We start from the raw sequence: 26,120 nt of genomic DNA, 5'->3' as shown, positions 1-26,120 counted from the left end.
CACATGGACACGGCAGAGCGGGTCCGCCGCATCAAGCCCTCGCCCAGCACGGCGGCGGCGCAACGCGTGCGCGAACTCAAGAGTCAGGGGCTCACCATCCTCGACCTGACCGTCGGCGAGCCCGACTTCGACACCCCCGCCCACGTCAAGGCCGCCGCGATCGACGCGATCGAGGCGGGCGAGACCAAGTACACCCCCGTGAACGGCACGCCACGGCTGCGCTCCGCGATCGCCGGGAAGCTCCGGCAGCGGCACGGACTGGAGTACACCGACCGCCAGATCACCGTCGGCGGCGGAGCCAAGCAGGTCATCTTCCTCGCCCTGATGGCCACCCTGGACGCGGGGGACGAGGTCGTCGTCCCGGCACCGTACTGGGTGTCCTATCCGGACATGGTCCTCGCCAACGACGGCACCCCCGTCATCGTCGACTGCCCGGAGGCGGACGGCTTCAAGCTGACGCCCGGCCGCCTCCGCCCGTCACTCACCGAACGCACCCGCTGGGTCGTCCTCAACACCCCCGGCAACCCGACCGGCGCCGCCTACACCCCCGGCGAACTCCAGGCCCTCGCCGAGGTGTTGCTGGACCATCCGAACGTCCGCGTGCTCACCGACGAGATCTACGACGAGATCTGGTACGACAACGGGGACAGCCTGTCCCTCGCGGCGGTGGAACCACGCCTGGCCGACCGGGTCTTCCTCACCAACGGCGTGTCCAAGACGTACGCGATGACCGGGTGGCGCATCGGCTACGGAGCGGGCCCGGCGGACCTGGTGACCGCGATCAACACGCTCCAGTCGCAGAGTTCCTCGTGCCCGTCCTCGGTGAGCCAGGCAGCGGCCGCCGCGGCGCTGACGGGGCCGCAGGACTTCGTACGGGAGACCGTCGACCTCTACCGGGCGCGGCGCGACACCACGGTCAAACTCATCGCCGAGACACCGGGGCTGAGCTGCACCACGCCCAGCGGCGGCTTCTACCTCCTGGTCGACTGCCGGCCGTACATCGGCACGTTCACCCCCGCGGGCGTCCGGATCGAGAACGACGAGGACTTCGCACGCCACCTCCTGGAGAGCCGGCAGGTGGCGGTCATCCACGGAGCCGCGTACGGCGCCCCCGGCTACTTCCGTATCTCGTTCGCCACCTCCACGGAGCTCCTCACCGAAGCCTGCGCACGCATCGCAGCCGCCTGCGCCACCCTGTCCGAAAGGCTTCCCAATGCTGATGTCAAGCCGCTGCCGTGACTGGTGGTGTGGCTTGGTAGCACGCTCCGTCGCGGATCATGGCCCACAGGACGTTGACACGGCGGCGGGCGAGCGCCAACAGCGCCTGCTTGTGTCCCTTGCCTTCGGCGCGCTTGCGCGCGTAGTACGCCTTCGAGGCCGGGCAGCTCTTCAGGCTCGACAGGGCCGAGAGATACATGGCGTTGAGCAGTCCGCGGTGGAATCGACGGGGTCTGCGGAGGTTCCCGCTGACGCGGCCGGAGTCTCGTGGTGCCGGGGCCAGACCGGCGTAGCCGGCGAGCCGGTCGGCGGTCCCGAAGGCATCCATGTCGCCGCCGGTCGCAGCGATGAAAACGGCGCCCATCTGCTTGCCCATGCCGGGCAGGCTGAGGATCACCTCGGCGTGCGGGTGCTCGCGAAACCGGGCCTCGATCAGGGCGTCGACTTCCCCGATCTCCTCGTGGAGGGCCATCACCCCCTTCGCCAGCCGCACGACCATGGCTGCGGCCAGTTGCTCGCCCGGCAGGGCGGTGTGCTGGGCCTCGGCGGCCTCCACGGCCGTCCTGGCAAGCGCGGCGGCATCGCGAACCTTGCGGTTGCGCAGCCATGTCTCGATGCGCCTGGCTCCGCTTCGCCGGATCGCTGCCGGAGTCTGGTAGCCCGTCAGCAGCAGGACCGGGCCCTTGTTCGTCAGGTCCAGCGCCCGCTCCAACGCCGGGAAGATCTCCAGCAGCTGAGCGCGGAGCCTGTTGATCTGGCGGGTGCGGTCGGCCACCAGATCAGTGCGGCGGGTGGTCAGGGTGCGCAGGTCAACGGCGATTTCGTCACCGGGCCTCAGCAGGCCCAGGTCGCGGCGCATGCGGGCCTGATCGGCGATGACGAAGGCATCCTTGGCGTCCGTCTTCGCCTCGCCACGGTAGGAGGCAGAGGCCCGATGCACAGTCAGGCCGGTGACATAGACCATCGGCTGGTCGTGGCTGAGCAGGAGGCCGATCAGCAGGGCGGCGCCGCCGTGGTTCAGGTCGACCGCCCACAGAACGTTCCGGTCGAGGGCCAGGACGTCCCCGATCAGTTCCAGGAGGACCGTTTCGTCGTTCAGGACCCGGCGGGACAGCAGCCGTTCACCGTCCGTGTTGATCACCACGCAGTGATCGTGTTCCTTGCTGATGTCCACTCCGGCCCATATCTGGGGCACGGTCACCTCCGCCGGTTTGTCGTGCTCTTGAAGCCCAGCAGACGACCTCGCCGACGTTGCCCTACACAGCGATCAAGTCGCATCTCCCAATTGGCGGTCGAGTCGTCGCGGGGCTCCGGGCGGCCAAGCCTTTCCAGCCATCTCACGGCGCCGCCATGACAGCCATACCCAGAGCCCCTGGGTCCCGCTGATCTTACGAGTGACCAGTTCGAACCCACCATCAAGAAAGTAGGGCCGTCATGATCCGCGTCAGCACCAAGTTCGACCGCCCCGACCCGGAACTCGTCGAGCGTCTCGGCGCCTACTCCTCGGCGACCATCCACGAGGCACAGGGCAGGCTCGGGGCGCTGGACTCGTCCATCAAACCGGTCGACCACCGCATGTCCCTGTGCGGCCCGGCCTTCACGGTCCAGTGCGCGCCCCGCGACAACCTGATGCTCCAGACCGCCATCGCCTACGCCCGCCCGGGCGACGTCGTCGTGGTGTCCGGGGGCGCCTACACCGAGGCCGGTTCCTTCGGTGACGTCCTCGCCAACGCCTGCCGGTCCAAGGGGCTCGCGGGACTCGTCACCGACACGGGAGTCCGGGACACCGAGGACCTCCGGGCGCTCGGCTTCCCGGTGTTCTCGCACAGCGTCTGCATCAAGGGCACCGTCAAGGAGACCGTCGGACCGATGTGCGAGCCGATCACCGTCGGCGGACAGCTCGTCCGCCCCGGCGACGTGATCCGTGCCGACGCCGACGGCGTGGTCGTCGTCCGCCGGGAGGACGCCGCAGAGGTGGCGACGGCGTCCCAGGAACGGGTCGACGCCGAGACCGGCTACATCGCCGCGTACCGGGCGGGCCGGACCGTGATCGACATCTGCAACCTCGAACCGCTGCTCGCGGCGAAGGGCCTGGTGATCGAGGACTAGCGAGCCGCCGCCGGCGAAATCGGGTTGTCCCGCGAACTCGGGCCGCCCTAGGGTGAGGTGACTTCGACGAGACGCTCCCCCGAAGTACGCCGCAGAGCGGGAGCGTCCCACCTCGCTGAGGTGCCGAAGGGGCGGCAGCTGTCCTTGTCGACCCTTCCCTTCGGAGGTCTCTCCCATGAACGTCGGTATCGGCCTGCCCATCAGCGACCCCGCCACCCTGCTCACCTGGGCCCGGCGCGCCGACGCCGGGCCCTTCAGCACGCTCGGCCTGCTCGACCGGCTCGTCTACGACAACCCCGAACCCCTGGTCGCGCTCGCCGTCCTGGCCGGCGCCACCTCCCGGATCCGCGTCCAGACCGAGGTGCTGCTCGCTCCCTTGCGCGACACCGCGCTCCTGGCCAAGCAGGCCGCCACCCTGGACCGGATGACCGGCGGGCGCCTGGTCCTCGGTCTGGGCATCGGCGGCCGGGACGACGACCACCACGTCGCGGGCGTCGACCAGGCCACCCGGGGCCGCCGCCTCGACCAGCAGATGGCGGTGATGCGCCGCCTGTGGTCCGGCGAGGCCTACGGCGACGGTGTCGGCCCGATCGGTCCGGCGCCCGCCCGGCCCGACGGCCCGGAGGTGCTCTTCGGCGGGTTCAAGCCCGCCGCGATCGAACGCGTGGCGCGCTGGGGCGACGGCTTTCTCGCCGCCGCCGCTCCCTCCTGGGCAGGCGGCCTGTTCGACACCGCGCGCCGGTTCTGGAAGGAGTACGGCCGCGACGGCGCACCCCGCCTCGTCGCGCAGGTCAACGTCGCGCTCGGCCCTGAGGACGTGATTGACGAAGCCCGGGCCAGCATGCACGCGTACTACACCTTCACCGGCATGGCCGATCGCATGGTGGCCGGAATGCTCACCACGCCGGTCCAGGTCCGCGACGCGATCACCGCCTTCGCCGACCTCGGCGCGGACGAGGTCATGCTCTACTGCTACGGCCTCGACCCGGACCAGGTGGACCGCTTCGCCGACGTCCTGTGACGACGCGAGGTCTGTGACCGGCCCTGGTGCCAAGCCGGGCCGGCTCCTCCTATGATCCTGCTCTCGACTGCAGCTGACTCGCGGTCAGAACGGACTCGTCGCTCACTGGGGGAGAGTTGAGGAACCGGACCACGCTGCGCGCACGTACCCGGCCTCGTACGCAGGGGCAGAAGCCGCCCGACACTCCTGAGCCGTGGTGGAAGAGGCACACCAGGTTGCTCTGGCTCGGTGCGGGCATCCCGGTCATCGGCGCGGTGCTGACCGCACTCGTCCTGCAGTCGCTCGGTCTGAGCGGCGAGTCCGAGCCGAGCCCCGCGCCGGGCGGGGCAGGCGCGTCCCCGCGCGGCCCTGCGGCGGCGCCGTTCCTCGTGACCGCACGGCAGGAGAGCGAGGCGGGGTGCACGGCTCTGCCACGCCGGGTGTCCTCGCCCCGGGACCGGGCGGAACTCGTGGCCGGTGGCGACGCGCAAGCCGTCATCCGGCGCAACCAGGGCGCGCGGGCAGACGAACTGACCGTCGGTCTCACGATCGAAGGGGGTGCGAGTTCGCTGACCATCACGTCCATCGACATCGAGCCGAAGTCACCTCGCGCGGCCGCTCCGCTCGCCGGAACGCTGGTGTGCGAGCCGAACGCCGGGGGAGAGCCGAAGATCCAGCTGTTCGCGGACATGGACACTCCGGCGCCCGTCTTCCGCACCGGGAAGAACTCCACGAAGAGGTACTTCAAGGAGAAGGTCATCACGCTGGAACCGGGAGAGCAGGTCAACCTGTCGGCGACGTTCCAGGCCGAGCGGGGCTACCGCGCCTTCGGCCTGTCCGTCCGTTACGTCCGGGACGGAAAGGACGGCACGGTTCCCGTTCCCGCCCCACGAGGGGGACGGTACGCGGTGACCGGCTACGCCGCGCGCTACGGGGCTGTCTACGCGGGATCCCCCGGTGGCGTCTACCGCCAGGTCGAGGACCCCCGGCCCTGCCCGTGGCATCCCGAGACACAAGGATGCTGACCGATCGCGAGAAACGGGGGAGCGCAATGGTCTCGACGAGTGCTCGCAGAGTCCGGCACGCCGGATGCGGAATCCTGCTCGGTGTCAGCCTCCTGGCCCTCGCGGCCGGGGACGGCGGAACGTCCGGAAGACCGCTTGAACGCCCCAACACGCTGGAAGTGGCCTGGTCCTTCCAGACCCCCGTCAGGGCACTGGACGTCTCGGACCTTCCCGCAGTGCTGAACGACAGGATGCTGGCGATCCCGCAGGGCAAGACGGTCAGTGTCGTGGACACCCGCACCGGCCGCCTCCTCTCCACCCTGCGCAGTTCCGCCCGGACGTTCACACCAGGGGGTTTCTCCGACGGCGTGCTGCTCGCCGTGGAACAAGGGCACGACAGGCGGAACTCGGCGTCGGCGTACGACCCCGCGACCGGACGGAGACTGTGGCACAGGACCCCGAGCCCGGCCGCGCGGCAGGGAAAGGGCGACGCCTGGCTGACGACAGCTCCGCTCCTGCTGGATTCCGGAGCTGTCTTCTGGGCGGGCGACGGCCGCCTCGTGGGCCTCGCGCCGCGGACAGGAGCGATCCGCTGGACCAAACGGATCCCCGCGCTCACACCCTGCGAGAAGTCCGAGCTCGGCAACTCCGCTTCGCCCAACGCCGCCGCAACGGCGGACCGCGTCGTCCTGCTCGAGCGCTGCCCGGGCCGGCCCGCGGAACTCCAGGTGATGGACCCCGAGAACGGGCGATTCGACTGGAAGAAGAAGCTGGGGCGCTGGCGTGAGTCCGTCCGGCTCAGCGCCGTCCGGGACGCGATCGGTGTGACCGTCGACGACGAGCTCCGGGTCTTCACGGAGGCGGGCGAGGAACTGCTGCGCCGGAAGGAGGGCCGGACCTCCGAACTGTGGCCCGTGGGAGAGGACGGCGGGGTGGTGTACCTCTCGGAACTCCACTACGGCGTCAAGTCGGATCCCGGATCGCTGCGTTCGCGAACGCTCCTCGCCGTACGGGCGGACAGCGGGAGGACCTTGTGGAAGCGTTCCCAGGGCCGTACGGGCAACGACGATCTGGCCGGTGACGTGCTCGCCGCTGAATCGGACGCCGACGGCGGTTACGCGGGGGACCTTCGCTGGTCCGTCGGGGACGCGCGTCTTCGCGGGCCGGGCGCGAGCAGCCTGACGGACGCCGAGGGCAGGCGAAGCACCCGCGTCCCCTGGCCGGTGGCCGGGACGTTCGTGGGCCTGAGCGGACAACTGATCGTCGTCCGCAGCGAAGAGAGGGACGGCACCCGGTACACCGCACTGCGGCCCGGCCACCGCGCCGTGGACGCGGAGCGGCCCGCCGCGCTCGGTGGAGCGCGACGGCAGGACTGGCCGGACGCCTGCCGGCTCGTCGGGGCCGGGCTTCGCTCGGAACTCGGCCGGGACTACGTCGAACTGCCCGTGGCGTCGAGCCGTACCGTGCTGGGCGTCAGGCTGCGCCACCCGAGCGTGTGCCGCTTCGCCAGGGAGTCCGGATCCGCGGACGACGTCTTTTCCGTCACCGTCCGATGGGTGGCAGCGGACCCGGAGGCCGCGCGCACCTACACGACGAGTGTCATTCCCTGGGGGTGCAATCCCTGGCTGGGACGCGGGTGCACGACGGCCGAGATCACGCAGCCGCGGCGCGGCGTCTATCTGTACACCTACAGGGTCAACTTGGAACAGGACCGTGTCGCCCACGCGACGGTGGTCTCCGGCCGATACGTCTTCGGTGTCAGCGCGGGCAACGACAAGCCGGAGATGAGACGGCTGGTCCGCCGCGTGGCGATGCATCTGTCCCGGTGACGGCGACCGGGTCGGTGACCGGCCGGACGGTGAGGATCTGCTGGGCGTGCCCGACGGGGCCGGTGACGTCGTGCAGGACGGTGCTCGTGACGCCCTGGCCGGTGGGGCCGAAGACGACGGTGGTGTCGAGACCCGTCCAACGGCCTTCTGGGCGCCGATGGAGGTGGACGGTGAGGTCGACGTTCGGGTACATCCACGCGCTGGGCGGCCGGCGTACGGCGATGCCGTTGGCCGTGTCGACGAGCGCGAGGTACGACGCGAGCGGGCTCGCCGTCTGCCCGGCCACCAGATCGAGGCCGGTGCAGACCCACGCCGTCGAGCGGCCCGGTTGAGGGTCTCCACCCGGATCTCGCACTCGTCGAGGGCGAGCCGACCGAGGATGTCGAAGCTGATCCGCGACAGGGCCGGGCCGGCGTCCGACCGGGCGGACAGCCGGCGTTCGAGGGCGTGGACGACGAGGCCGGCGAGCGGGCTGAAGTGCTGCTCGTCCGGGTCCCAGGCGCCGCTCGCATGGGCGGTGGGTTGGTAGCGGTCGGCGTCGACGGGTGGTTCCGCTCAGCCGGTGAACACGGTGCTGGCCAGGGCCACATGGACGGCCGTGCCCGCGAGGATGCTGAGCAGGGCGTTGCGGCGCCACAGATGCAGGCCGACGGTGACGGCCAGGGCGATGAGCGGGGCCAGGGCGCGCGCGTCGGTGACGCGCAGGTCGCGCAGGCAGTAGACGGCCAGGATCACCATGACGCCGGCGGGCATCCGGGTGCTGAGGTACCGCACGGTGGTGCTGGCCCGCAGCGGGGCGAGCGCGGCGAAGGGCAGAGCGCGCAGGGACCAGGTGACGGCGGCGGTGACGAGGATCGCGACGACGGCGTAGCCGGTGTCAGACATGGACGGGCTTCCTCCCGGTGACGAGGTGGCGTGCCAGGAGCCCGGCGGTGAACAGGGCGAAGGCGGCCAGGAGCATCTGGTGCGGGAGGAGAAGCCGGGCCGCCAGCGCGCAGAGCAGCGCGAGTACGGGGGTGGGCAGGTCGCCGCGCAGTTCGCGGACGGCGTCGAGGGCCAGCACGGTGAACAGGGCCGTCAGGGCGAAGTCCAGGCCTGTGACACCGTCGGGAACGAGGGAGCCGAGCAGAGCCCCCGCGGTCGCGCTGCCCGCCCAGTACAGGTGCATGAAGCACTGCAGCCACAGGATGCGCGGGCTCGACCAGTCGCGGGCCTGCTCGGTGGCGGTCAGCGCGTAGGCCTCGTCGGTGAGCGCGAAGGTGCTGTACGTCTTGGCGAGCCGGCCGCGCACCCGGTGCAGGGGGAAGGAGAGCGCGTAGAAGACGTGGCGGGCCTGCACCAGGAAGGCGGCCACGGCGATGGACGCCAGCGGTGCCACCGCGGTGACCATGCCGATGAGCAGGAACTCGAACGAGCCGCCGTAGATCAGCGCCGCCGACAGTCCGGCCCACCACCAGTCCAGCCCCGACCGGACGACGAGTGCCCCGAAGGCCAGACCGAGCGGGAGCATTCCGAGGCCGACGGATGCTCCGTCCTGGAAGGCGGCCCGCGCCGCGGAACTTATTCGCATGTCGACATTTTAGAAAAGTCGCGTGCTCATTTGGTTGCTGAATCTGCCTCGATGATCGCCCTGTGAGCAATGAAGAGTTGCAGATTGCGCGCATGGCGACATTTTATTTCTGCCCCCGTCCAGCTACGTCTCCAGGAGCCCCGCCCCTGCGATACATCGGATGAGTGAGTAACTTCCGTTGCCCTCTGGGTCATTGACAGCCCAACGAACCCTGCTACGTTCCCCGATACACCCGATGTATCGGGGAACGTCAGCTCTGGAGGACTCGATGACCTCAGGACCGGAGCACCACTCGACCGTCGCCCGCAGAGCCGTGCTCGGCACCGCGCTGGGCGGCGCGGCAGCGGCCGCCCTGCCCGGGACGGCCCAGGCCGAAGAACCCTCACGGACGGCGCCGCCCGCACTCGACGAGAAGCGCGCACGCCCCTGGAAGCTCCGCGACACCATGACCACCGACGGCGCCTGGGCGACGTTCCTGCGCCGACAGGACCTGCTCTGGACCAGACTGCCGACCCGCTGGTACGAGGGCCCGTTCCTCGGTGACGGGCTGCTCGGCAGCATGATCTACCAGGAGCCCGGCGCCAACCGGATCCGCTTCACCGTCCAGCACGGACGGGTCCAGGACCACCGCCCGGAGTTCGGCAGCGGCTGGGGTACCTGCCGTCTGCCGGTCGGGCACCTCACGCTCGATCCGGTCGGCACCATCACCGCGGTCGACTGGCGGCTCAGCCTGTGGAACGCCGAACTCACCGGCACCGTCACGACCAGCGCCGGCACGCTCACCCTGTCCGCGCTCATCCACGACGAGGTACTCGCCGTCAAAGTGCGGGCCTCCGGTGACGAGCGCGCCGTGTGGACCTTCCACCCCGAGGAGGCCGTCAGCCCCCGGAAGATCCAGGAAGGCCCGCCCGAGGGCTACACCCCCAACCCGCCCTGGACCACCCGGACCACCTCCGACGGCACCGAACAGGTGCTCCAGCCGCTCACCGGCGGCCAGACCGCCACCGCCTACCGGCGCGACGGCGACGAACTGCTGCTCAGCGTCGGGCACAGCGCGCCCTCCACGACCGCGGCCGAGGCCGACTCACTGCGCACCCTGCGGCGCGCCGGGTCGCACAGCACCCTCAGGAAGCGGCACACCAGATGGTGGCACGCCTTCTACCAGAAGAGCTTCGTCTCGTTCCCCGACCAGCGGCTGCAGAGCTTCCACTGGATCCAGCTGTACAAGGTCGCCTCCGCCAGCCGCGCCGGCGGCCCCGTCATGGCCACCTCGGGGCCCTGGCTGGAGCCCACCCCCTGGCCCGCCGTCTGGTGGAACCTCAATGTCCAGCTGGAGTACTGGCTCATCCACGGCTCCAACCACCTGGAACTGGACTCGCTCGCCACCACCCTGCGCCAGAACCAGGAACAGCTCATCGCCAACGTCCCCGCCACCTACCGCGGGGACAGCTCCGGCGTGGGCCGCAGCTCCGACATGTTCGCCAACCGGAGCGTGGGCCGCCCCGGCACCGGCGCCGAGGTCGGCGACCTCACCTGGGCGCTGCACAACGTGTGGCTGTCCTACCGGCACTCCATGGACAAGACCCTGCTGCGCGACACCGTCTTCCCAGTGCTGCGCCGGGCGATCAACTACTACCTGCACTTCCTCACGCCGGGCAGCGACGGCAAGCTCCACCTGCCCAGCACGCTCTCGCCCGAGTACCCCGTCGTGCCACCGCAGGACACCAACTACGACCTGGCGCTGATCCGCTGGGGCTGCCGGACGCTCATCGAGTCCGCCGAACTGCTGGGCATCGACGACGAGTCGAAACCGCGCTGGCAGGAGGTGCTGGCCAAGCTCACCCCGTACCCGGTCGACGACAACGGCTTCATGATCGGAGCCGACACCCCGTACGCGCAGTCCCACCGTCACTACTCGCACCTGCTGATGGTCTACCCGCTGTACCTCGTCAACTGGGACCAGCCCGAGAGCCGCGACCTGATCACCAAGTCGATCGTCCACTGGCACGCGCTGACCGGCGCCCACCGCGGCTACAGCTACACCGGGGCCGCCTCGATGTACGCCATGACCGGCGACGGCGACACGGCGATCAGCTACCTGCGGAAGTTCTTCGACCCCACCACCCGCTACCCCTGCCAGGCCAACACCCATTACACCGAGGCCGGCCCCGTCATCGAGACGCCGCTGTCCGCCTCGCAGTCCCTGCACGACATGTTCTGCCAGAGCTGGGGCGGTGTGATCCGTGTCTTCCCGGCCGTCCCCACCGCATGGGCGGACGTCACCCTGCACGACTTCCGCACCCAGGGCGCCTTCCTGGTCAGTGCCGTACGCCAGAAGGGGACCACCCGGTTCGTCCGCGTCAGGAGCCTGGCGGGCGAGCCGCTGAAGCTCAGGCACGGCATCGGCGGCCGGCTCACCGCCCTGCTCGACGACGGCACCCCGGCCCGCACCCGCGACCTGGGCGACGGAATCCTCGCCATCGACCTGCCCAAGGGCCGCGAGGTGCTCGTCCACTCCGGCTCCCGCCCCGACCTCGTCATCGCGCCCGTCGCCGTGAGCGAACCGGGCCCGGCCTGGGGACTGCCGTAACGCCACACACCTCGGAGGGTTCTCATGGCTGTTCCGATCAGATCCGCGGTCGCCGCGCTGTGCACGGCGCTGGCGGCCACACTCCTCACGACCGCCCCTGCCCGAGCCGAGAAGCAGGAGCACACCTGGGCGGTGTCCGCCGCCGCGCACGCGCTCCGGGCACGGATATCCCTGGACGACAGCACCGGCGCGCTGAACCTGTCGGTGACCCGCGACGGCCGCACGGTCATCGAGCCGTCACCCGTCGGCATCGTCACCGAACAGGCCGACTTCAGCAGGGGCCTGCGCTTCCTGCGCCGCACGAGCCGGACCGTCGAGGAGCGGTACCGCACCACGTCCGGCAAACGACTGGACAGACGGGTCCGCATGAACGAGACCCGGCTGTCCTTCGCCGACCCCGCCGGCGCCCGGCTCGACCTGCTCGTCCGGGCCTCCGCCGACGGCATCGCCTACCGCTACGTCCTGCCCGCCGCGCACGGCGACGTGCTCGGCGAGACCTCCGCCTTCCATCTGCCGCCGGACGCGCGCGCCTGGCTGGGCACCTACCGGGCCGACAACGAGGGCCAGTTCACCGAGTACACCGCCGCCACGGCCCCCACCGGCAGGTACTCGGACCAGGCCCTGTTCGAGACGAGCGGCGGCTACACCCTGCTTGCCGAGTCCGACCTCACCGGCCGCTACTCCGGCGCCCGGCTCGCCCATGACCAGGGCAGCGGCACCTACCGCATCGAACTCGCCGACGCCCGGGTGAAGACCGACGGCCCCCTCGCCACCCCCTGGCGGGCCGTGGTCACCGGCGACCTGGCCACCGTCACCCGCTCCACCTTCACCGACGACCTCGCACCCCCGTCCGAGGTCGCCGACACCTCCTGGATCAAGCCCGGCACCGTGCTGTGGACCTGGCTCGCCGGCGGCCGGGAGGCCGGGCAGAGCCTCGCCGCGCAGAAGGCCTACGTCGACTACGCCGCCGAACGGAACTGGCCCTACGAGGCCGTGGACGCGGGCTGGTACTTCAAGCCCGGTGAGTGGGACGTCACGGACCCCGACTGGCAGACCCGGAGCTGGCTGCCCGAACTCACCGCGTACGCACGCGCCAAGGGCGTCGGCATCATCGTCTGGATCCACCAGCGCGAACTCGACACAGCCGAGGAACGCGCCCGGTGGCTGCCCACCCTGGAACGGTGGGGCGTCAAGGGCGTCAAGATCGACTTCATGGACTCCGAGGCGCAACCGACGCTGAAGTGGTACGACGCCGTCCTCGCGGACACCGCCGCCCACCACCTCATGGTCGACTTCCACGGCTCCACGATCCCCAAGGGCATCCAGCGCACCTGGCCCCACGTCATGACCCTGGAAGGCGTCGCCGGTGAGGAGAAGCGGAACAACACCGCCGCCCACCTCACCACCCTGCCCTTCACCCGCAACGTCATCGGCTCCATGGACTTCACCCCCGGCGCCTTCCAGCGCGTCGGGCTGCGTCCCAACTCCGACGCGGCCGAGGCCGGTCTCGCCGTCGCCTACGAGTCGGGCCTGCAGATGTTCGCCGGCACCCCCGAGTCGTACGGCGCCCGCCCGTTCGCCCGGGACTTCCTCGACCAGGTCCCGGCCGCCTGGGACGACACCCGGCTGCTCGCCGGCCGGCCCGGGCAGGAAGCCGTGCTCGCCCGCCGCAGCGGTGACCGCTGGTTCCTGGGCGGGGTGTACGCCGGCGCCGCCCGTACGGCCGAGGTTCCGCTGACCATCGGCCCGGGGCGGTGGCTGGTCGAGACGATCCAGGACGGCGCCGGCGAGCTCGTCCGGAACCGGAAGGTGCTGCGTGGCGGCGACACCTTCACCGTGGACGTGGTCGCGGGCGGCGGCTTTGCCGGGATCGCCTGCCCCTGGCGCGTGGGACTCACCACCTGCCATCGCTGACGACGCTCATCCCATCGTTCGGAAGGACCGACATGAGTGTTTCCCGGCGCACTGTGCTGGCCACGGCAGCCGGTGCCGCGGCACCGGCTGCTTCGTCCGCACCGGCCGCGGCCGCGGTCACGGCTCCCGGCCGGGCACCGGCACCCACCCTGCGGGGACTCCGCGCGGCGGCCGACTACGCCGTCGAGAAGGTCGGCGCCGTCGCGCCGGGCGTGACCGCCTTCCCCGTCGGCACGAAGTTCGAGAAGTGGGTCTACTCGCAGAACGGCGGCTGGGTCGGCGGGTTCTGGCCGGGCACGCTGTGGATGGCGTGGCTGCACAGCGGGGACGACACCTTCCGCGCCCAGGCACTCGCCTCGGCGCGGAAGCTGGCCCCTCGCCAGGACGACACCAGCACGCACGACCTCGGGTTCCTCTTCTACCCGTCCTGGGTCACCGCCTGGCGGCTCACGGGCGACGAGGAGTGGCGGGCGGGCGCCCTGCGGGCAGCCGACTCGCTGAGCCGGAGGTACAACCCGCGCGGGCGCTTCATCCGGGCGTGGGGAGCGCTGGACGACCCCAAGAACGCCGGCCGGGTCATCATCGACACGATGATGAACCTCGACCTGCTGGCCTTCGCGACCGCTCAGACCGGCGACGAGAAGTACCTGGACATCGCCGTGCAGCACGCCAAGACCGCACAGCGCGTCTTCCCGCGCCCGGACGGATCGACCCCGCATGTCTACGACTTCGACCCGGAGAGCGGCGCGCCGCTCGGCCCGGGCACCGTGCAGGGGTACAGCCCCACGTCGTGCTGGTCGCGCGGGCAGGCGTGGGGGCTGTACGGGTTCACCACGATGTACCGGCGGACCGGGAACCGGGACTTCCTGGCCACCGCCCGCAGACTCGCGGACCACGCGGTCGCGGCCCTGACCCCGGACCACGTCCCGGTGTGGGACTACCGCGCGCCGCAGCGGCCTCACGACATCAAGGACGCGTCGGCCGGGGCGATCATGGCCTGCGGGCTCCTCGACCTGTCCGCCGCGACCGGTCGGCAGGCCTACCGCGAGGTGGCCCTGCGGCTGCTCACCGCACTGGCGGAGACGTGCCTGACGAGGAACTCGGCCCGGGCGGAGGCGGCGGTGGCCCGCTGCACCCGCAACCGCCCGGCCGAGGACGGCATCGAGATCTCCCTTCCGTACGCCGACTACTACCTGCTGGAGGGAATCCTGCGCGTACTGCGGCCGCGGGAGGTCGACCGGGCGATCGACCTCTCCACGGTCTGACCGGCTGGGCCGGTCAGCCCGCGATGGAGTCCAGTTGTTCCGCCGCCGGGCGCAGCGCCCACAGGTCGCCGCCCGGCGGCTCCTCCAGCAACGGAACGGCCTTCCGCGCCCGGCTGTCTCCGGCGTCGGCGGCAGCGTGGACGACATCGGTCGCCGCGTACCGGTCGAACTCGAGCTCGGGATGCGGCCAGGCGGCGGCGCCCGTCGCGGCGGGCAGCAGATAGTCGACCGCCTTGAACAGGCTCTGTCCCTCGGGCCCCTGGTAGGCCCACAGATCCACCCCGAGGTGCCGGCCGAGGGCCGCCAGCCGGGCGTGGGCGACCAGAGTGAAGGCCGAATAGTGCCAGCTCCTGGTGCGGGTCAGCTCCTGGGGCTGGCTGCCGTCGGACGCGATCTGCGGCACGATGCGCTTGTGCCGGGCGTCGAGGACCGTGCGGCGGGCCAGTCCCCTGTCACCGGTCGCGTAGGCGAGTCCGGCGAGCAGCAGGTCGTAGAAGGTGCCGTGGTTGTTGGTGGCCGCGGCCTCCTGCTTGCCGAAGTCGCTGTTCCTGAGCCAGTCGCGGAAGGCGGTGTTCCATCTCGTCATGCCCGTGCGGTCCTTCGCCGTCCAGCCCGGGGCGCCGGTCTCCAGGAGGGCGAGTGCGTCGAGGACGCCGGTGTACGACTGGGAGAAGTCGATGATGCCGATGGCCCGGCCGTCGTACTTGCACGGGATGAACTGCGCGTGGTTCAGGTTCGGGTTCATCCGCGTGGCCGGATCGAGGAACCAGGTGCGCAGCACCTGCCCGGCCTTCCGGGCGTACCGCCGCTCGCCCGAGTAGTACCAGGCGAGCGAGAGGTCGTACACGGAGTCGAAGGTCTTCTCGACGTCCTGCCGGTCGGTGCCGGAGTCGACCTCGGGGTTGCGCTCGCCGTCGCGTTGCACGTAGGGACAGCCCCACGGGTTGTCCGCCGTCGGTGTCCGGGAGGGCCACCAGTACGGCGCCTGGCTGAGGTAGTCATGGACGTCACCGCCGGGAGCGGGCCTGGGTTTGTCGACGACGGTCCAGGGCCCCTGGTCCAGCCACCGGTCGGCGCGCGTCCGCAAGGTCCGGACGGCACGGCGGAGTTGCGGGTCGCCGTGGTCCAGCCTGGTCTTCGTCCGCTGCAGACGGGCGCCGTCCAGCACGGCGGTGTCCGGGATCCGGTACGCGGGGCGCGCCTCGGTCCGGGCGGAGGCGACCGGCACGACTCCCGTGAGGAGCGCGGCGACGGCCAGTACCAGGGCGCCTAATCGAGTTCCTGTACTCACGATCCACTCCTGTTCATGTCTATGAACAATGTTCAGGTGCGTGGCAACGTGAGCATGTCATAAAAGCCGCCGATGGAGTGCCGGCGGAGTGACTTTCCGGCCCGGCTGTCACAGACCCGGGCCCTGCCCTGTCTCTCTGGTGAGTCAGCTGCATGTCGGCTCATCCATCCCAGCTCATCAGCGAACGGAGACAGAGATGAAGATCGTGGTCGTCGGCGGTACGGGGCTCATCGGCTCCCAGGTGGTCGCGCTGCTGCGCGGCAGGGGGCACGAGGCCGTGGCCGCCTCCCCCTCCACGGGTGTCGACACCCTCACCGGACAGGGCCTGGCCGAGGCGCTCACAGGCGCCGACGTGGTCGTGGACGTGTCGAACTCGCCGTCCTTCGACACCGGGCCGGCGCTGGACTTCTTCACCCGCTCGGCCCGGAACCTGTTCGCCGCCGAGAAGGAGAAGGGCGTCCGGCACCACGTCACGCTGTCCATCGTCGGCGTCGACCAGGTGCCCGGCTACGGCTACTACGAGGCCAAGGTCGCACAGGAGAAGGCCGTGCGCGGCGGCGGCGTGCCCTACAGCATCGTGCGCGCCACCCAGTTCTTCGAGTTCGTCGCCCTGGTGATGAACATGTCCACCGAGGGTACGGAGGTGCGTCTGCCGTCCACGCGGCTGCGTCCGATCGCCTCCGCCGACGTCGCCGCGGCCGTAGCCGAGGCGGCCCAGGGCGAGCCGTCGAACGGCGTCCGGAACATCGCGGGACCCGAGGTGCACGGGCTCGACCGCCTCGGTGAGATCACCCTGGCGGCCAGGCCGGACGGCCGCACCGTCGTCACGGACGAGACCGCCGGCCTGTTCGCGGGCATGCCCGACGTGCTCACCGGCGACGACACCGCGCACCTCGCGGCCACCCGCTACGAGGAGTGGCTGAAGAGGAACTGACCCGGGAGGGCTACGGGCGGCCGGTGACCCGGCGTGCCGACCGCTCGTACGCCCTCAGCTTCTCCGGCGTCAGCACCCAGTAGAGCCCGTCGATGCCGTCGGGTCCCACGGTGACGCTCACCAGGGCGACGGCCCTCCCGTCCTGGACGAGCAGCACGCTGGGCCGCCCGTTGGCCTCGACGATGCCGTACTCGGCCCCGGGGAAGAACTTCCTGGCGAAAGCGGTGACCCTGGCCACCCGCCCGGCCCCGGCGATCTCCAGCCGGGCCACACCGCGCATGCCGTTGCCGTCCGCGTAGGCGACGACGTCGGCCGACAGCACGTTCTCCAGCGCGTCGACGTCGCCGTGCCGCGCGGCGGCGACGAAGGCCTCGAGCAGGCGCCGGTGCTGTGCCGTGTCGACGGGTTCCCGGCGCTCGGCGGACAGGCGCCTGCGGGCCCGGCTGACGATCTGCCGCGTGTTGGCCTGGCTCAGCCGGAGCATGTCCGCGATCTCGTCGTAGGCGTAGTCGAACGCCTCCCGCAGCACGTAGGCGGCGCGTTCCACGGGGTTCAGCCGCTGCAAGACCAGCAGCACGGCCAGCTCCAGCGCCTCGCCCCGTTCCGCGCCGACCTGCGGATCGACACCGGTGTCCACGGGTTCCGGAAGCCATGGCCCGACATACGTCTCACGGCGGACCCGCGCCGACCGGGCCACGTTGACCGCCAGACGCGTGGTGATCCTCGCCAGGAACGCGCCCGGGTCGAGCACCGCGCTCCGGTCGGCGCCCTGCCAGCGCACCCACACGTCCTGCACCACGTCCTCGGCCTCGGACACACTGCCCAGCACGCGGTAGGCGATGCCGAACAGCCGTGGCCGCAACCGCTCGAACGCGTCCGCGGCGGCGTCCAGCGCGTCGCCGGTGAGGGGTTGCCCCTGGTCCATGCTGCCGATGCCTCCGCGGGTCGACCGTCGTGCTTCAGACAGTACGTCCCGCGACGTGCCCGCACCTGACGCGGCACTAGGCCCCGCGACGCCGGCATGATCCAGACGACAGGCCCTAGTCCTCGTACCGCGGTGTCCACTGCGCCTCGGCGATCGCCTCGCGCAGTTCCTCCTCCGTCGCCCGCGGGGCGACTCCGTCCTCGACGGCGGCGAGCGCCGCGGCCAGGGCGATCTCCCGGGCGGACTCGCGCATCCCGCTCAGTGGCGGCAGCAGCGGTACCGGCACGTCGTCGCCGTCCGCCGCGCGTACCGCGCAGCGCGCGACGGCACGGGCGGCGGCGACCAGCATGCGGTCGGTGACGCGGGTCGCGCGGCTCGCGCTCACCGCGAGGCCCATGGCCGGGAAGACGTACACGTTGTTCGACTGGGCGACCGGCACCTCGCGCCCGTCCACCGTGAGCGGCGGGAAGGGCGAACCGGTGGCGATCAGCGCCCGGCCGTCGGTCCACCGGGTGAGGTCCGCGGGATCGGCCTCGGAGTGCGAGGTGGGGTTGGAGAGCGGGAAGACGACGGGCCGTTCGCAGGTGGCGGCCAGCTGCCGCACGATCTCCTCGGTGAACGCGCCATGAGCCGTCGACAGCCCGATCAGCGCCGTCGGCGCGACCCGGCGCACCGCCTCGGCGAGGCCGGTGCCGTCCCAGTCGGTCACCTCACCGTCGTCCCGCGCGAACATCCGCTGCTGCGGCGTCAGTTCACCGCGTGAGCGCACCAGGAGGCCGTCCACGTCCAGGATCCAGAACCGTGCCGTGGCCTCGTCCTCCGACAGTCCCTCGTCGATCATGCCCGTCCGGATCATGTCGGCGACCCCGATGGCGGCCGACCCCGCCCCCAGGATCACCACGCGCTGCTCGGTCAACGGGGTGCCGGCCACGTCCGCCGCGGTGGACAGGGCGCCCAGCGTGACGGCCGCGGTGCCCTGGATGTCGTCGTTGAACGTGAGCAGCCGGTCCCGGTAGCGCGCCAGGATCGGATGGGCGTGGGCCGTGGCGAAGTCCTCCCACTGGAGCAGCGTTCCGGGCAGCTCCGCCTCCACCGCCGACACGAAGGCCTCGATCATCTCGTCGTACTCGGCCCCGGTCAGCCTGCGGTCACGCCGGCCCAGGTAGCGCGGATTGTTGAGCAGGTCCTCGTTGTCGGTGCCGACGTCCAGCAGGATCGGCAGGGTGCGGGCGGGATGGATGCCGCCGATCGCCGTGTAGAGGCTGAGCTTGCCGATGGGGATGCCCATGCCGCCGACGCCCTGGTCGCCCAGGCCGAGGATGCGCTGCCCGTCGGTGACGACGATGACGTCCACGTCCTGGCGCCCGTGCGGGCGGTTGCGCAGGATGTCCCGGAAGCGGTGCCGGTCCTCCCACGTCAGGAACAGACCGCGCGGCCGCCGGTAGATCTCGCTGAAACGCCGGCACGCCTCACCCACCGTCGGCGTGTAGACGACCGGCAGCAGCTCCTCCAGGTGCTCGGTGACCAGACGGTAGAAGAGCACCTCGTTCGTGTCCTGCAACTGGCGCAGGTAGATGTGCCGGTTGAGCGGCTTGTCGTAGCCGTGGAACGCCTCGTAGGCGCGGGCGACCTGCTCGTCCAGGGTCTCCACGGCGGGCGGCAGCAGCCCGTCGAGCCCGAGCTCCGCGCGCTCCTTCCGGGTGAAGGCGGTGCCCTTGTTGACCAGCGGGTCGGCCAGGGTCGTCACGGCGGGGCTGTCGGTGCTGCGGGGGCGGTGGGTCATCGAGTGGTCCATGGTGTGACGTCTTCCCTCGACCGGCCGGTTCGTGCCACCACCCTTCCACCCGCGTCGGACCCGAACGGCCCAATGACACTGCGCCGGAGGAGGCGAGGGGGGATGAGCGGTGTGACCGTGGTGGAAGGGATGCGCGTGCACACCCGGACGAGGAGGCGCGATGGCGGAGGGACTGGCCGAGGGCGGCACGACGTGCGCCGCCACGAGGAGCGGCGCGGAGCGCGTTGCCACGGACGGTGGCACGAGTCTGCCGCAGGACCGTTCCCCGGACGCCTTCGAACAGGTGAGTGCCGTCGCCGACGCCGTCCTCTACGAGGGCTACCTCCTCTACCCCTACCGCCGGTCCTCCGCCAAGAACCGTGTCCGATGGCAGTTCGGGGTGCTGTTCCCGCGGGACTGGGTGGAGGCCGACGGCCCCGTCGTCCCCGGTGTGTCCGGCTCCGCCGACTCCTGGTACCAGCGGACCGAGTGCCTGCTGCGGTCCGGACAGCCCGGCGACGCGTCCGTACGGGTGCGGATCCGCTACCTCCAGATGCAGCACAAGCAGGTGGAGGAGGCGGGCCCGGACGGCCGGCACCATGCCGTGCCGTCGCTGCGCACCGGCGACGGCACGACGCATCTGACCTTCGACGAGGCCGTGCCGCGCGCATGCGAGGTCGACGTCCCGCTCGACGAGCTCCTTCGGCACGGACGCACCGTTGCCGTGGGCGCCGCGGCCGGTGTGGACGTCGAACCCCTGCCCGCGGACGCGGGACGGATCGTGCGACGCCGCGACGAGGTGCGGGCCGACACCACCGTCACCGCCGAGCGACTCCGCGACGACCTCTTCCGGCTGCGCGTGCGCACCGCCAACAGCGGGCCCGCACCGCGGTCGACGACCACCCGCGACGAGGCACTGCGCCGGGCGCTCATCGCCACCCACACCCTCGTCGGCGGAGACGGCGTGGAGTTCGTCTCGCTGATCGACCCGCCGGCCGACCTCGTGGCGCTCGCCCGCTCGTGCCGGAACGAGTTCACCTTCCCCGTCCTCGGCGGGCAGGCCGAGGACGACGCGGACATCATCCTGTCCGCGCCGATCATCCTGCCCGACCACCCCCAGGTGGCCCCCGAGAGCCCGGGCGACCTCCACGACGCCGCCGAGATCGACGAGATCCTCACCCTGCGCACGATGCTGCTGACCGACGAGGAGAAACGCGAGGCGCGGGCCACCGACCCGAGGGCGGCCGCGATCCTCGACCGGGTCGACACCATGCCGCAGGAGGTCTTCGAACGGCTGCACGGCGCCGTCCGGTCGCTGGCACCGGTCATCCCGGCGAGCCCGGCCTCCCCCGAGCGCCCCGCGTGGTGGCAGGAGGGCGCCGACGACGGTTTGTCGCCGTCCACCGACACCGTGCTCGTCGACGGCGTGCGCCTCGGCGGCGGCAGCCGGGTCCGGCTCCGGCCCCGAGGACGGGGCGCCGACGCCCAGGACATGTTCCTGGCCGGCCGCACCGCCCGGGTCGCCGCCGTCTTCCACGACGTGGACGGCAGCGTGCACCTCGCCGTCACCCTCGACGACGACCCCGCGGCCGAACTGCACACCTGGTACGGGCGCTTCCACTACTTCCGGCCCGACGAGCTCGAACCGCTCGAGCCCGCCGGAGACCCGGACGAGCCGTCGGCACCGGCTCCCGCCGCAGCCGAGGAGGCGCGGCACACGAACGACTCCGATACCCCCGCAGCGGAGGCCGAGTGACATGACAACAAACAGCAGTACTGCCGAGGTAAGCAAAGAACCCAGCCGCGCCGAGGACCGTCAGGGCTTCGACGAGATCACCATCCTGTGGATCTCCGAGGGCATGAGCTGCGACGGCGACACGGTCTCCCTGACCGCCGCCGGCCAGCCCTCCATCGAGGACCTGGTCCTCGGCCTGATCCCGGGCCTGCCGAAGGTGAACCTGGTCAACAAGGTGCTCTCCCCGAGCCTGGGCGGTGAGGACTTCCTCGCCCCCTACCGGGCGGCCGCACGCGGCGATCTGGAGCCGTTCATCCTCGTCATCGAGGGCTCGATCCCCAACCAGAACATCATCGAGGGCGACGGCTACTGGACGTCGTTCGGCAACGACCCGGAGACCGGCGAGCCGCAGACCCTGAACTGGTGGATCGACCAACTGGCCCCCAAGGCCTGGGCGGTGGTGGCCGCGGGCACCTGCGCCACCTTCGGCGGCATCCACGCCATGTCCGGCAACCCGACCGGCTGCATGGGCCTCGCCGACTACCTGGGCTGGGACTACACCTCCCAGGGCGGCCTGCCCGTCGTCAACGTGCCCGGCTGCCCGATCCAGCCCGAGAACTTCATGGAGACCCTGGTCTGGGTCCTCTACCACGCGGCCGGTTCCGCGCCCCCGCCGCCGCTGGACCACATGCTGCGCCCGCAGTGGCTGTTCGGGAAGACCGTCCACGAGGGCTGCGACCGCGGCTCCTACTACGAGCAGGCCAGCTTCGCGAAGGACTACAACTCGCCCAAGTGCCTGGTCAAGACGGGCTGCTGGGGGCCGGTCGTCAACTGCAACGTGCCCAAGCGCGGCTGGATGGCCGGTATCGGCGGCTGCCCGAACGTCGGCGGTATCTGCATCGGCTGCACGATGCCCGGCTTCCCCGACGCGTTCATGCCGTTCATGGACGAGCCCCCCGGCGGCACCCTGTCGTCCCTGGCCATCAAGCCGTACGGCGCGGTCATCCGCCGCCTGCGCGGCATGACCAACGAACTGGTGAACCACGAGCCCAGGTGGCGTCACAACAAGCGCAAGCTGACCAGCGGCTACGACCCGCACTGGCGGTCCTGATGACGTCCCGCCGGCACCGCCCGACCCACCGTCCGAACACCGACAGCGAGGGACAGTACCGCAGATGACCACAACCGAGGCCCGGCCCACGGAGCGCAAGACTCCACAGCTCGTGGACATGTCCTGGGACCCGATCACCCGGATCATCGGGAACCTGGGCATCTACACGAAGATCGACTTCGCCAACCGGGAAGTCGTGGAATGCCACAGCACCTCGTCGCTGTTCCGCGGCTACTCGGTGTTCATGAAGGGCAAGGACCCGCGCGACGCCGGGTTCATCACGTCCCGGATCTGCGGCATCTGCGGCGACAACCACACCACCTGCTCCGACTACGCGCAGCAGATGGCCTACGGCGTCAAGCCGCCCCCGCTGGCCGACTACATCGTCAACCTCGGCGAAGCGGCGGAGTACATCTTCGACCACACGATCTTCCAGGACAACCTGGTCTTCGTGGACTTCTGCGAGGCGATGGTCAAGTCCACCAACCCCAGTCTCCTGGCCCGCGCCGAGCGCACCGACGCGCCCCGCGGCGAGATCCACGGCTACCGCACCATCGCCGAGATCATGCGGGCCTTCAACCCCTTCGAGGGCGAGGTCTACAAAGAGGCCCTGAAGGTCAGCCGCATCACTCGCGAGATGTTCTGCCTGATGGAAGGGCGGCACGTCCACCCGTCCACGCTGTACCCGGGCGGCGTCGGCACGATGCCGCAGCCGACCGCCTTCACGGACTACCTCAGCCGGCTCATGCGGGTCATCGACTTCGTGAAGAAGGCCGTCGCCATGAACGACGACGTCTTCGACTTCTTCTACGAGGCGCTGCCCGGCTACGAGGAGGTCGGCCGCCGCCGCATCCTGCTGGGCTGCTGGGGCGCCTTCCAGGACCCCAGGACCGTCGACTACCGCTACGAGACGATGAACACCTGGGGCAAACAGATGTACGTCACCCCGGGCGTCATCGTCGACGGCGAACTCGTCACCAACAACCTCGTCGACATCAACCTCGGCCTGCGCATCCTGCTGGGCAGCTCCTACTACGAGGACTGGGTCAACGAGCAGCCGTTCGTCACCCACGACCCGCTCGGCAACCCCGTCGACATGCGCCACCCGTGGAACCAGACCACCGTCCCGGTGCCGCAGAAGCGCGACTTCGACGGCAAGTACAGCTGGGTCATGAGCCCCCGCTGGCTCGACCCTCGGACGGGGGACCACCTCGCCCTCGACACCGGCGGCGGCCCGCTCGCCCGCCTGTGGTCGACCGCGCTGAGCGGCCTGGTGGACACCCCGTACGTCAAGTCCACCGGCCACAGCGTGCGCATCTCCCTGCCCAAGGGCGAGTCGCTCCCGGAGACGACCCTGGAGTGGCGCATCCCGAAGTGGAGCAACACCATCGAACGCGACCGCGCCCGGCCGTACTTCGTCGCCTACGCGGCCGCGATGGCCCTCCAGTTCCTCGAGGAGGCCATGGGCTTCGTGCGGGCGGGCGAGACCAAGGTGTTCGAGAACTACGAGGTACCCGACGAGGCGATCGGCTGCGGCTTCCACGAGGCGGTGCGCGGTGTCCTCTCCCACCACCTGGTGATCAAGGACAAGAAGATCGCCAACTACCACCCGTACCCGCCCACCCCCTGGAACGCCAGCCCCCGCGACATGTACGGCACCCCCGGCCCGTACGAGGACGCCGTCCAGGGCCAGCCCATCTTCGAGGAGAACGGGCCGGACGACTTCAAGGGCGTCGACATCATGCGCACCGTCCGCAGCTTCGACCCCTGTCTGCCGTGCGGTGTGCACATGTACGTCGGCAAGGGCAAGACGCTGACCACCCTGCACTCGCCGACGTACGGGGCGAACCATGGCTGAGGCCGCCGCCCCGGAACGGCTGGCGGACCCGGACGTCGAGGCCCGGCTCGCCCGGCTCGACGAGGTGCTGGACGGGCTCGAGCCCGTCCCCGGGCCCGCCACGGAGGCGGTGCGGCTGCTCACCGAGGTCTACGGTGAGGCCCTGGCGCGCGTCCTGGACCACGCCGACGAGCGTCTGGCCGGGAGCCTCGCCGAGGACGAGCTGCTGGGGCACCTGCTGGTTCTGCACGACATCCACCCCGAGCCCGCCGAGCGCCGGGCGGCCCGCGCGGTCGAACGGCTGCGGCCCGCCGTGCAGGAGCGCGGCGGCGACGTGGAGTGGGCCGGAGTGGAAGGGGAGGTCGGCCGGGTGCGCCTGAAGACGGGCGGCGGGTGCGGATCCGGCTGCGGTGACGGAGGTGCCCAGGTCACCGACGCGGTCCGGGAGGCCGTCCTCGCCGTGGCGCCGGAGCTGACGGCGGTGGAACCGCTGCCGACGACGCCGGCCCCCGCGTTCGTACCGCTGACCACGCTGACGCACCGGGGCGCAGGGTGACCACCGAAGGCGCCCTGGCCCGCCTCATCCGCTCGTCGGCCGACCGCACCGCGGCGGCCCGGACGGAGGTGTGCGACCTGTGCGCCGCGCCCGTCGCCGACGAACACGCCCACCTCTACGACACCGGGCAGGACGAGGTCCGCTGTGTGTGCGGCCCCTGCTCGGTGCTGTTCGCGGGGGCCGGGGCGGGTGCCGGCCAGTACCGTCTCGTGCCCCGGCGCCGGGTCCGGCTGCCCGCCGTCGACACGGCGGTGCTGGGCGTACCGGTGGGCCTGGTCTTCTTCGTGCCCCGGGCGGACGGCACCGTCACCGCCCAGGGCCCGAGCCCCGCCGGGGCCATGCGGTGGGAGGTGGACGCGGCCGCCTGGAAGCAGCTGGCCGGGACGTGTCCGCAGCTCGCCGGCGTGGAACCCGAGGTGGAGGCACTGCTGGTGAACACCGTCCACGGCCTCGACCACCACTGGATCGCGCCGATCGACGACTGCTACCGGATGATCGCCGTCGTCCGCCGGGAGTGGCGCGGCCTGTCCGGCGGCGGCCGGATCTGGCCGGCCGTCGAGCAGTTCTTCGAGGACCTCACCGAGCGGTCATGAGCACGCACTCCGCAGGTCGGAGGCGAGGAAGGAGAGCACCCCATGGGCAACATCAGAGTGGGCCGGCCCCAGGCGAAACCCGACACCCCCGTGCACGTCACCGGCATGCACCAGGGCAACAGGGGCCGGTACGAGGAGCAGAAGGGCCACCACGAGGACGGCACCGCAGACGCGCGCCGCTCCACCGGGATCCACTGGAAGCGGCATGACGCCCTCGTGGAGACCATGCCGAACATCTCGCCAGGATGACGAAGAGCAGGGAGTCCCCGCACATGAAGGTCCAACGAGTACGCAGACGCGTCACCCGCAGGCGCGGCAGGAGCGGACAGCGGGTGCTGATGGCCGAGGCCGCCCTGATGGGCGGCGTGGCCTTGGCGCTGCTGGCCTGGGAGCTGCCCAGCCTGCGGCGCGAGGTGCGGATCTGGCGGATGGCCGGCGGTTTCCGCGCCGGCCACCGCTATCCGTGAGCAGCCCGTGCACGAACTGTCGATCGCGACCGCGATCATCGAGCGGGCCGACGAGCTGGCCCGGGCGGACGGGGCCGAGGCGGTCTCGGCCGTGACCGTCCGGGTCGGCGAGCTGGCGGGCGTCGTCCCCGACGCCCTGGACTTCGCCTTCGAGGTGGCCCGTGACGGCACCGCCCTCGCCGGGGCCCGGCTCGTGGTCGAGCAGATCCCGGCGCGGGCCTGGTGCACCCCGTGCGCCGAGGAGTTCGCGGTGGGCACACCCCCCTTCTTCTGGTGTCCCCGCTGTGACCAGCCCTCCAGTGACCTGCGCAGCGGCCGGGAACTGGAGATCGCCGGGATCGAGGCGTCACCGGCCTCGGCATGACGTGAGCGGGCCCCGCCGGCGCACCGGCGGGGCC

General features: G+C 71.1%; 23 protein-coding genes and 1 pseudogene. 17 read left to right on the top strand and 7 right to left on the bottom strand.

The genetic code is table 11. The annotated features are described in order from the left end of the window. The first annotated feature begins 3 nt into the window (after positions 1 to 3). Positions 4 to 1,239 carry an aspartate transaminase gene (locus tag ABZ016_RS15470; RefSeq protein WP_356917113.1) on the top strand — a complete coding sequence of 412 codons (1,236 nt, stop codon included), beginning with the start codon at positions 4 to 6 and terminating at the stop codon, positions 1,237 to 1,239. On the opposite strand, the gene ABZ016_RS15465 is transcribed toward ABZ016_RS15470, so the two are convergent. Further along, positions 1,223 to 2,419 carry an IS110 family transposase gene (locus tag ABZ016_RS15465; protein WP_356917112.1) on the bottom strand — a complete coding sequence of 399 codons (1,197 nt, stop codon included), beginning with the start codon at positions 2,417 to 2,419 and terminating at the stop codon, positions 1,223 to 1,225. The genes ABZ016_RS15470 and ABZ016_RS15465 overlap by 17 nt on opposite strands. A 233-nt stretch (positions 2,420 to 2,652) precedes the next feature. Here ABZ016_RS15465 and ABZ016_RS15460 point away from each other — a divergent pair, with 233 nt between their 5' ends. The 4 genes from ABZ016_RS15460 to ABZ016_RS15445 all read left to right on the top strand — a co-directional run bounded on the left by ABZ016_RS15460 (position 2,653) and on the right by ABZ016_RS15445 (position 7,160). Further along, positions 2,653 to 3,327 (top strand): 4-carboxy-4-hydroxy-2-oxoadipate aldolase/oxaloacetate decarboxylase, encoded by a 675-nt coding sequence (locus ABZ016_RS15460; protein ID WP_356917111.1) that lies wholly within the window; start codon positions 2,653 to 2,655, stop codon positions 3,325 to 3,327. A 175-nt stretch (positions 3,328 to 3,502) separates the two neighbouring features. After that, positions 3,503 to 4,348, top strand: a complete 846-nt coding sequence (locus ABZ016_RS15455; protein WP_356917110.1) for an LLM class flavin-dependent oxidoreductase — start codon at positions 3,503 to 3,505, stop codon at positions 4,346 to 4,348. 215 nt (positions 4,349 to 4,563) lie between these two features. Continuing rightward, positions 4,564 to 5,352 (top strand): hypothetical protein, encoded by a 789-nt coding sequence (locus ABZ016_RS15450; protein ID WP_356917109.1) that lies wholly within the window; start codon positions 4,564 to 4,566, stop codon positions 5,350 to 5,352. A 26-nt stretch (positions 5,353 to 5,378) separates the two neighbouring features. Beyond that, positions 5,379 to 7,160 (top strand): PQQ-binding-like beta-propeller repeat protein, encoded by a 1,782-nt coding sequence (locus ABZ016_RS15445; protein WP_356917108.1) that lies wholly within the window; start codon positions 5,379 to 5,381, stop codon positions 7,158 to 7,160. A 19-nt stretch (positions 7,161 to 7,179) separates the two neighbouring features. On the opposite strand, the pseudogene ABZ016_RS15440 reads toward ABZ016_RS15445, so the two are convergent. From ABZ016_RS15440 to ABZ016_RS15430, 3 genes and pseudogenes are all read right to left on the bottom strand, one after another. Next, positions 7,180 to 7,703: pseudogene (locus ABZ016_RS15440) on the bottom strand (acyl-CoA thioesterase domain-containing protein); the annotation flags it as partial. Between the two features lie 12 nt (positions 7,704 to 7,715). After that, positions 7,716 to 8,045 carry an AzlD domain-containing protein gene (locus tag ABZ016_RS15435; RefSeq protein ID WP_356917107.1) on the bottom strand — a complete coding sequence of 110 codons (330 nt, stop codon included), beginning with the start codon at positions 8,043 to 8,045 and terminating at the stop codon, positions 7,716 to 7,718. Next, entirely contained in the window at positions 8,038 to 8,730 is a 693-nt protein-coding gene (locus ABZ016_RS15430; RefSeq protein ID WP_356917106.1) for an AzlC family ABC transporter permease, read from the bottom strand. Before ABZ016_RS15430 ends, ABZ016_RS15435 begins: the two co-directional genes overlap by 8 nt. Positions 8,731 to 8,998: 268 nt before the next feature. Between ABZ016_RS15430 and ABZ016_RS15425 the strand changes: the two genes are divergently transcribed. From ABZ016_RS15425 to ABZ016_RS15415, 3 genes are read left to right on the top strand one after another with little or no spacing between them, the layout of a single operon-like run. Then, positions 8,999 to 11,320, top strand: coding sequence for a Tat pathway signal sequence domain protein (locus tag ABZ016_RS15425; RefSeq protein ID WP_356917105.1), 2,322 nt, complete (start codon positions 8,999 to 9,001; stop codon positions 11,318 to 11,320). Positions 11,321 to 11,344: 24 nt separating this feature from the next. Beyond that, on the top strand, positions 11,345 to 13,234 hold the full coding sequence (locus tag ABZ016_RS15420) for a glycoside hydrolase family 97 catalytic domain-containing protein (protein WP_356917104.1): 1,890 nt from the start codon (positions 11,345 to 11,347) through the stop codon (positions 13,232 to 13,234). 32 nt (positions 13,235 to 13,266) lie between these two features. Then, positions 13,267 to 14,499, top strand: a complete 1,233-nt coding sequence (locus ABZ016_RS15415; RefSeq protein WP_356917103.1) for a glycoside hydrolase family 88 protein — start codon at positions 13,267 to 13,269, stop codon at positions 14,497 to 14,499. 13 nt (positions 14,500 to 14,512) lie between these two features. On the opposite strand, the gene ABZ016_RS15410 is transcribed toward ABZ016_RS15415, so the two are convergent. Continuing rightward, positions 14,513 to 15,790, bottom strand: a complete 1,278-nt coding sequence (locus ABZ016_RS15410) for an alginate lyase family protein (protein ID WP_356917102.1) — start codon at positions 15,788 to 15,790, stop codon at positions 14,513 to 14,515. Between the two features lie 196 nt (positions 15,791 to 15,986). On the opposite strand from ABZ016_RS15410, the gene ABZ016_RS15405 reads away from it, so the two are divergent. After that, on the top strand, positions 15,987 to 16,724 hold the full coding sequence (locus ABZ016_RS15405; RefSeq protein ID WP_356917101.1) for an NAD(P)H-binding protein: 738 nt from the start codon (positions 15,987 to 15,989) through the stop codon (positions 16,722 to 16,724). A 10-nt stretch (positions 16,725 to 16,734) separates the two neighbouring features. On the opposite strand, the gene sigJ is transcribed toward ABZ016_RS15405, so the two are convergent. Together sigJ and ABZ016_RS15395 are read right to left on the bottom strand one after the other, a co-directional pair. Further along, the gene (gene sigJ, locus ABZ016_RS15400) at positions 16,735 to 17,649 is read right to left on the bottom strand and encodes an RNA polymerase sigma factor SigJ (protein WP_356917100.1); all 915 of its coding nucleotides are present in this window, start codon (positions 17,647 to 17,649) and stop codon (positions 16,735 to 16,737) included. Positions 17,650 to 17,764: 115 nt separating this feature from the next. After that, entirely contained in the window at positions 17,765 to 19,444 is a 1,680-nt protein-coding gene (locus ABZ016_RS15395; RefSeq protein ID WP_356917099.1) for an NAD-dependent malic enzyme, read from the bottom strand. A gap of 160 nt (positions 19,445 to 19,604) precedes the next feature. Between ABZ016_RS15395 and ABZ016_RS15390 the strand changes: the two genes are divergently transcribed. The 8 genes from ABZ016_RS15390 to hypA all read left to right on the top strand — a co-directional run bounded on the left by ABZ016_RS15390 (position 19,605) and on the right by hypA (position 26,086). Next, positions 19,605 to 21,179: a hypothetical protein gene (locus ABZ016_RS15390; protein WP_356917098.1), complete on the top strand. Its 1,575-nt coding sequence runs from the start codon at positions 19,605 to 19,607 to the stop codon at positions 21,177 to 21,179. 1 nt (position 21,180) lies between these two features. Beyond that, on the top strand, positions 21,181 to 22,269 hold the full coding sequence (locus ABZ016_RS15385) for a hydrogenase expression protein HypE (RefSeq protein ID WP_356917097.1): 1,089 nt from the start codon (positions 21,181 to 21,183) through the stop codon (positions 22,267 to 22,269). Positions 22,270 to 22,333: 64 nt separating this feature from the next. Beyond that, positions 22,334 to 24,127: a nickel-dependent hydrogenase large subunit gene (locus tag ABZ016_RS15380; protein ID WP_356917096.1), complete on the top strand. Its 1,794-nt coding sequence runs from the start codon at positions 22,334 to 22,336 to the stop codon at positions 24,125 to 24,127. After that, positions 24,120 to 24,662 carry a NifU family protein gene (locus ABZ016_RS15375; protein ID WP_356917095.1) on the top strand — a complete coding sequence of 181 codons (543 nt, stop codon included), beginning with the start codon at positions 24,120 to 24,122 and terminating at the stop codon, positions 24,660 to 24,662. The genes ABZ016_RS15380 and ABZ016_RS15375 overlap by 8 nt, the downstream gene beginning before the upstream one ends. Beyond that, positions 24,659 to 25,255 carry a DUF5947 family protein gene (locus ABZ016_RS15370; protein ID WP_356917094.1) on the top strand — a complete coding sequence of 199 codons (597 nt, stop codon included), beginning with the start codon at positions 24,659 to 24,661 and terminating at the stop codon, positions 25,253 to 25,255. The genes ABZ016_RS15375 and ABZ016_RS15370 overlap by 4 nt, the downstream gene beginning before the upstream one ends. Positions 25,256 to 25,297: 42 nt before the next feature. Then, entirely contained in the window at positions 25,298 to 25,504 is a 207-nt protein-coding gene (locus ABZ016_RS15365; RefSeq protein WP_356917093.1) for a hypothetical protein, read from the top strand. A 23-nt stretch (positions 25,505 to 25,527) separates the two neighbouring features. Then, complete coding sequence (locus ABZ016_RS15360; RefSeq protein ID WP_356917092.1) at positions 25,528 to 25,722, top strand: hypothetical protein; 195 nt, start codon at positions 25,528 to 25,530, stop codon at positions 25,720 to 25,722. A gap of 7 nt (positions 25,723 to 25,729) precedes the next feature. Further along, a complete protein-coding gene (gene hypA / locus ABZ016_RS15355; protein ID WP_356917091.1) occupies positions 25,730 to 26,086 on the top strand; it encodes a hydrogenase maturation nickel metallochaperone HypA in 357 nt (118 codons plus the stop codon). Positions 26,087 to 26,120: the final 34 nt, after the last annotated feature.

This window comes from Streptomyces sp. NPDC006372 (assembly GCF_040612515.1).
In the GTDB taxonomy this organism is placed as follows: domain Bacteria; phylum Actinomycetota; class Actinomycetes; order Streptomycetales; family Streptomycetaceae; genus Streptomyces.
The sequence above is the reverse complement of the archived record's forward strand: the minus strand, read 5'-3'. Positions and strand labels throughout refer to the sequence as shown.

Bases quoted from the DNA above. Each gene is read 5' to 3' on its own strand.
- ABZ016_RS15435 (WP_356917107.1), bottom strand. From the start codon at position 8,045: ATGTCTGACACCGGCTACGCCGTCGTCGCGATCCTCGTCACCGCCGCC.
- ABZ016_RS15405 (WP_356917101.1), top strand. From the start codon at position 15,987: ATGAAGATCGTGGTCGTCGGCGGTACGGGGCTCATCGGCTCCCAGGTG.
- ABZ016_RS15390 (WP_356917098.1), top strand. From the start codon at position 19,605: ATGGCGGAGGGACTGGCCGAGGGCGGCACGACGTGCGCCGCCACGAGG.
- sigJ (WP_356917100.1), bottom strand. From the start codon at position 17,649: ATGGACCAGGGGCAACCCCTCACCGGCGACGCGCTGGACGCCGCCGCG.
- ABZ016_RS15415 (WP_356917103.1), top strand. From the start codon at position 13,267: ATGAGTGTTTCCCGGCGCACTGTGCTGGCCACGGCAGCCGGTGCCGCG.
- ABZ016_RS15375 (WP_356917095.1), top strand. From the start codon at position 24,120: ATGGCTGAGGCCGCCGCCCCGGAACGGCTGGCGGACCCGGACGTCGAG.
- ABZ016_RS15420 (WP_356917104.1), top strand. From the start codon at position 11,345: ATGGCTGTTCCGATCAGATCCGCGGTCGCCGCGCTGTGCACGGCGCTG.
- ABZ016_RS15385 (WP_356917097.1), top strand. From the start codon at position 21,181: ATGACAACAAACAGCAGTACTGCCGAGGTAAGCAAAGAACCCAGCCGC.
- ABZ016_RS15360 (WP_356917092.1), top strand. From the start codon at position 25,528: ATGAAGGTCCAACGAGTACGCAGACGCGTCACCCGCAGGCGCGGCAGG.
- ABZ016_RS15365 (WP_356917093.1), top strand. From the start codon at position 25,298: ATGGGCAACATCAGAGTGGGCCGGCCCCAGGCGAAACCCGACACCCCC.
- ABZ016_RS15380 (WP_356917096.1), top strand. From the start codon at position 22,334: ATGACCACAACCGAGGCCCGGCCCACGGAGCGCAAGACTCCACAGCTC.
- ABZ016_RS15460 (WP_356917111.1), top strand. From the start codon at position 2,653: ATGATCCGCGTCAGCACCAAGTTCGACCGCCCCGACCCGGAACTCGTC.
- ABZ016_RS15445 (WP_356917108.1), top strand. From the start codon at position 5,379: ATGGTCTCGACGAGTGCTCGCAGAGTCCGGCACGCCGGATGCGGAATC.
- ABZ016_RS15425 (WP_356917105.1), top strand. From the start codon at position 8,999: ATGACCTCAGGACCGGAGCACCACTCGACCGTCGCCCGCAGAGCCGTG.
- ABZ016_RS15395 (WP_356917099.1), bottom strand. From the start codon at position 19,444: ATGGACCACTCGATGACCCACCGCCCCCGCAGCACCGACAGCCCCGCC.
- ABZ016_RS15430 (WP_356917106.1), bottom strand. From the start codon at position 8,730: ATGCGAATAAGTTCCGCGGCGCGGGCCGCCTTCCAGGACGGAGCATCC.
- ABZ016_RS15455 (WP_356917110.1), top strand. From the start codon at position 3,503: ATGAACGTCGGTATCGGCCTGCCCATCAGCGACCCCGCCACCCTGCTC.
- ABZ016_RS15470 (WP_356917113.1), top strand. From the start codon at position 4: ATGGACACGGCAGAGCGGGTCCGCCGCATCAAGCCCTCGCCCAGCACG.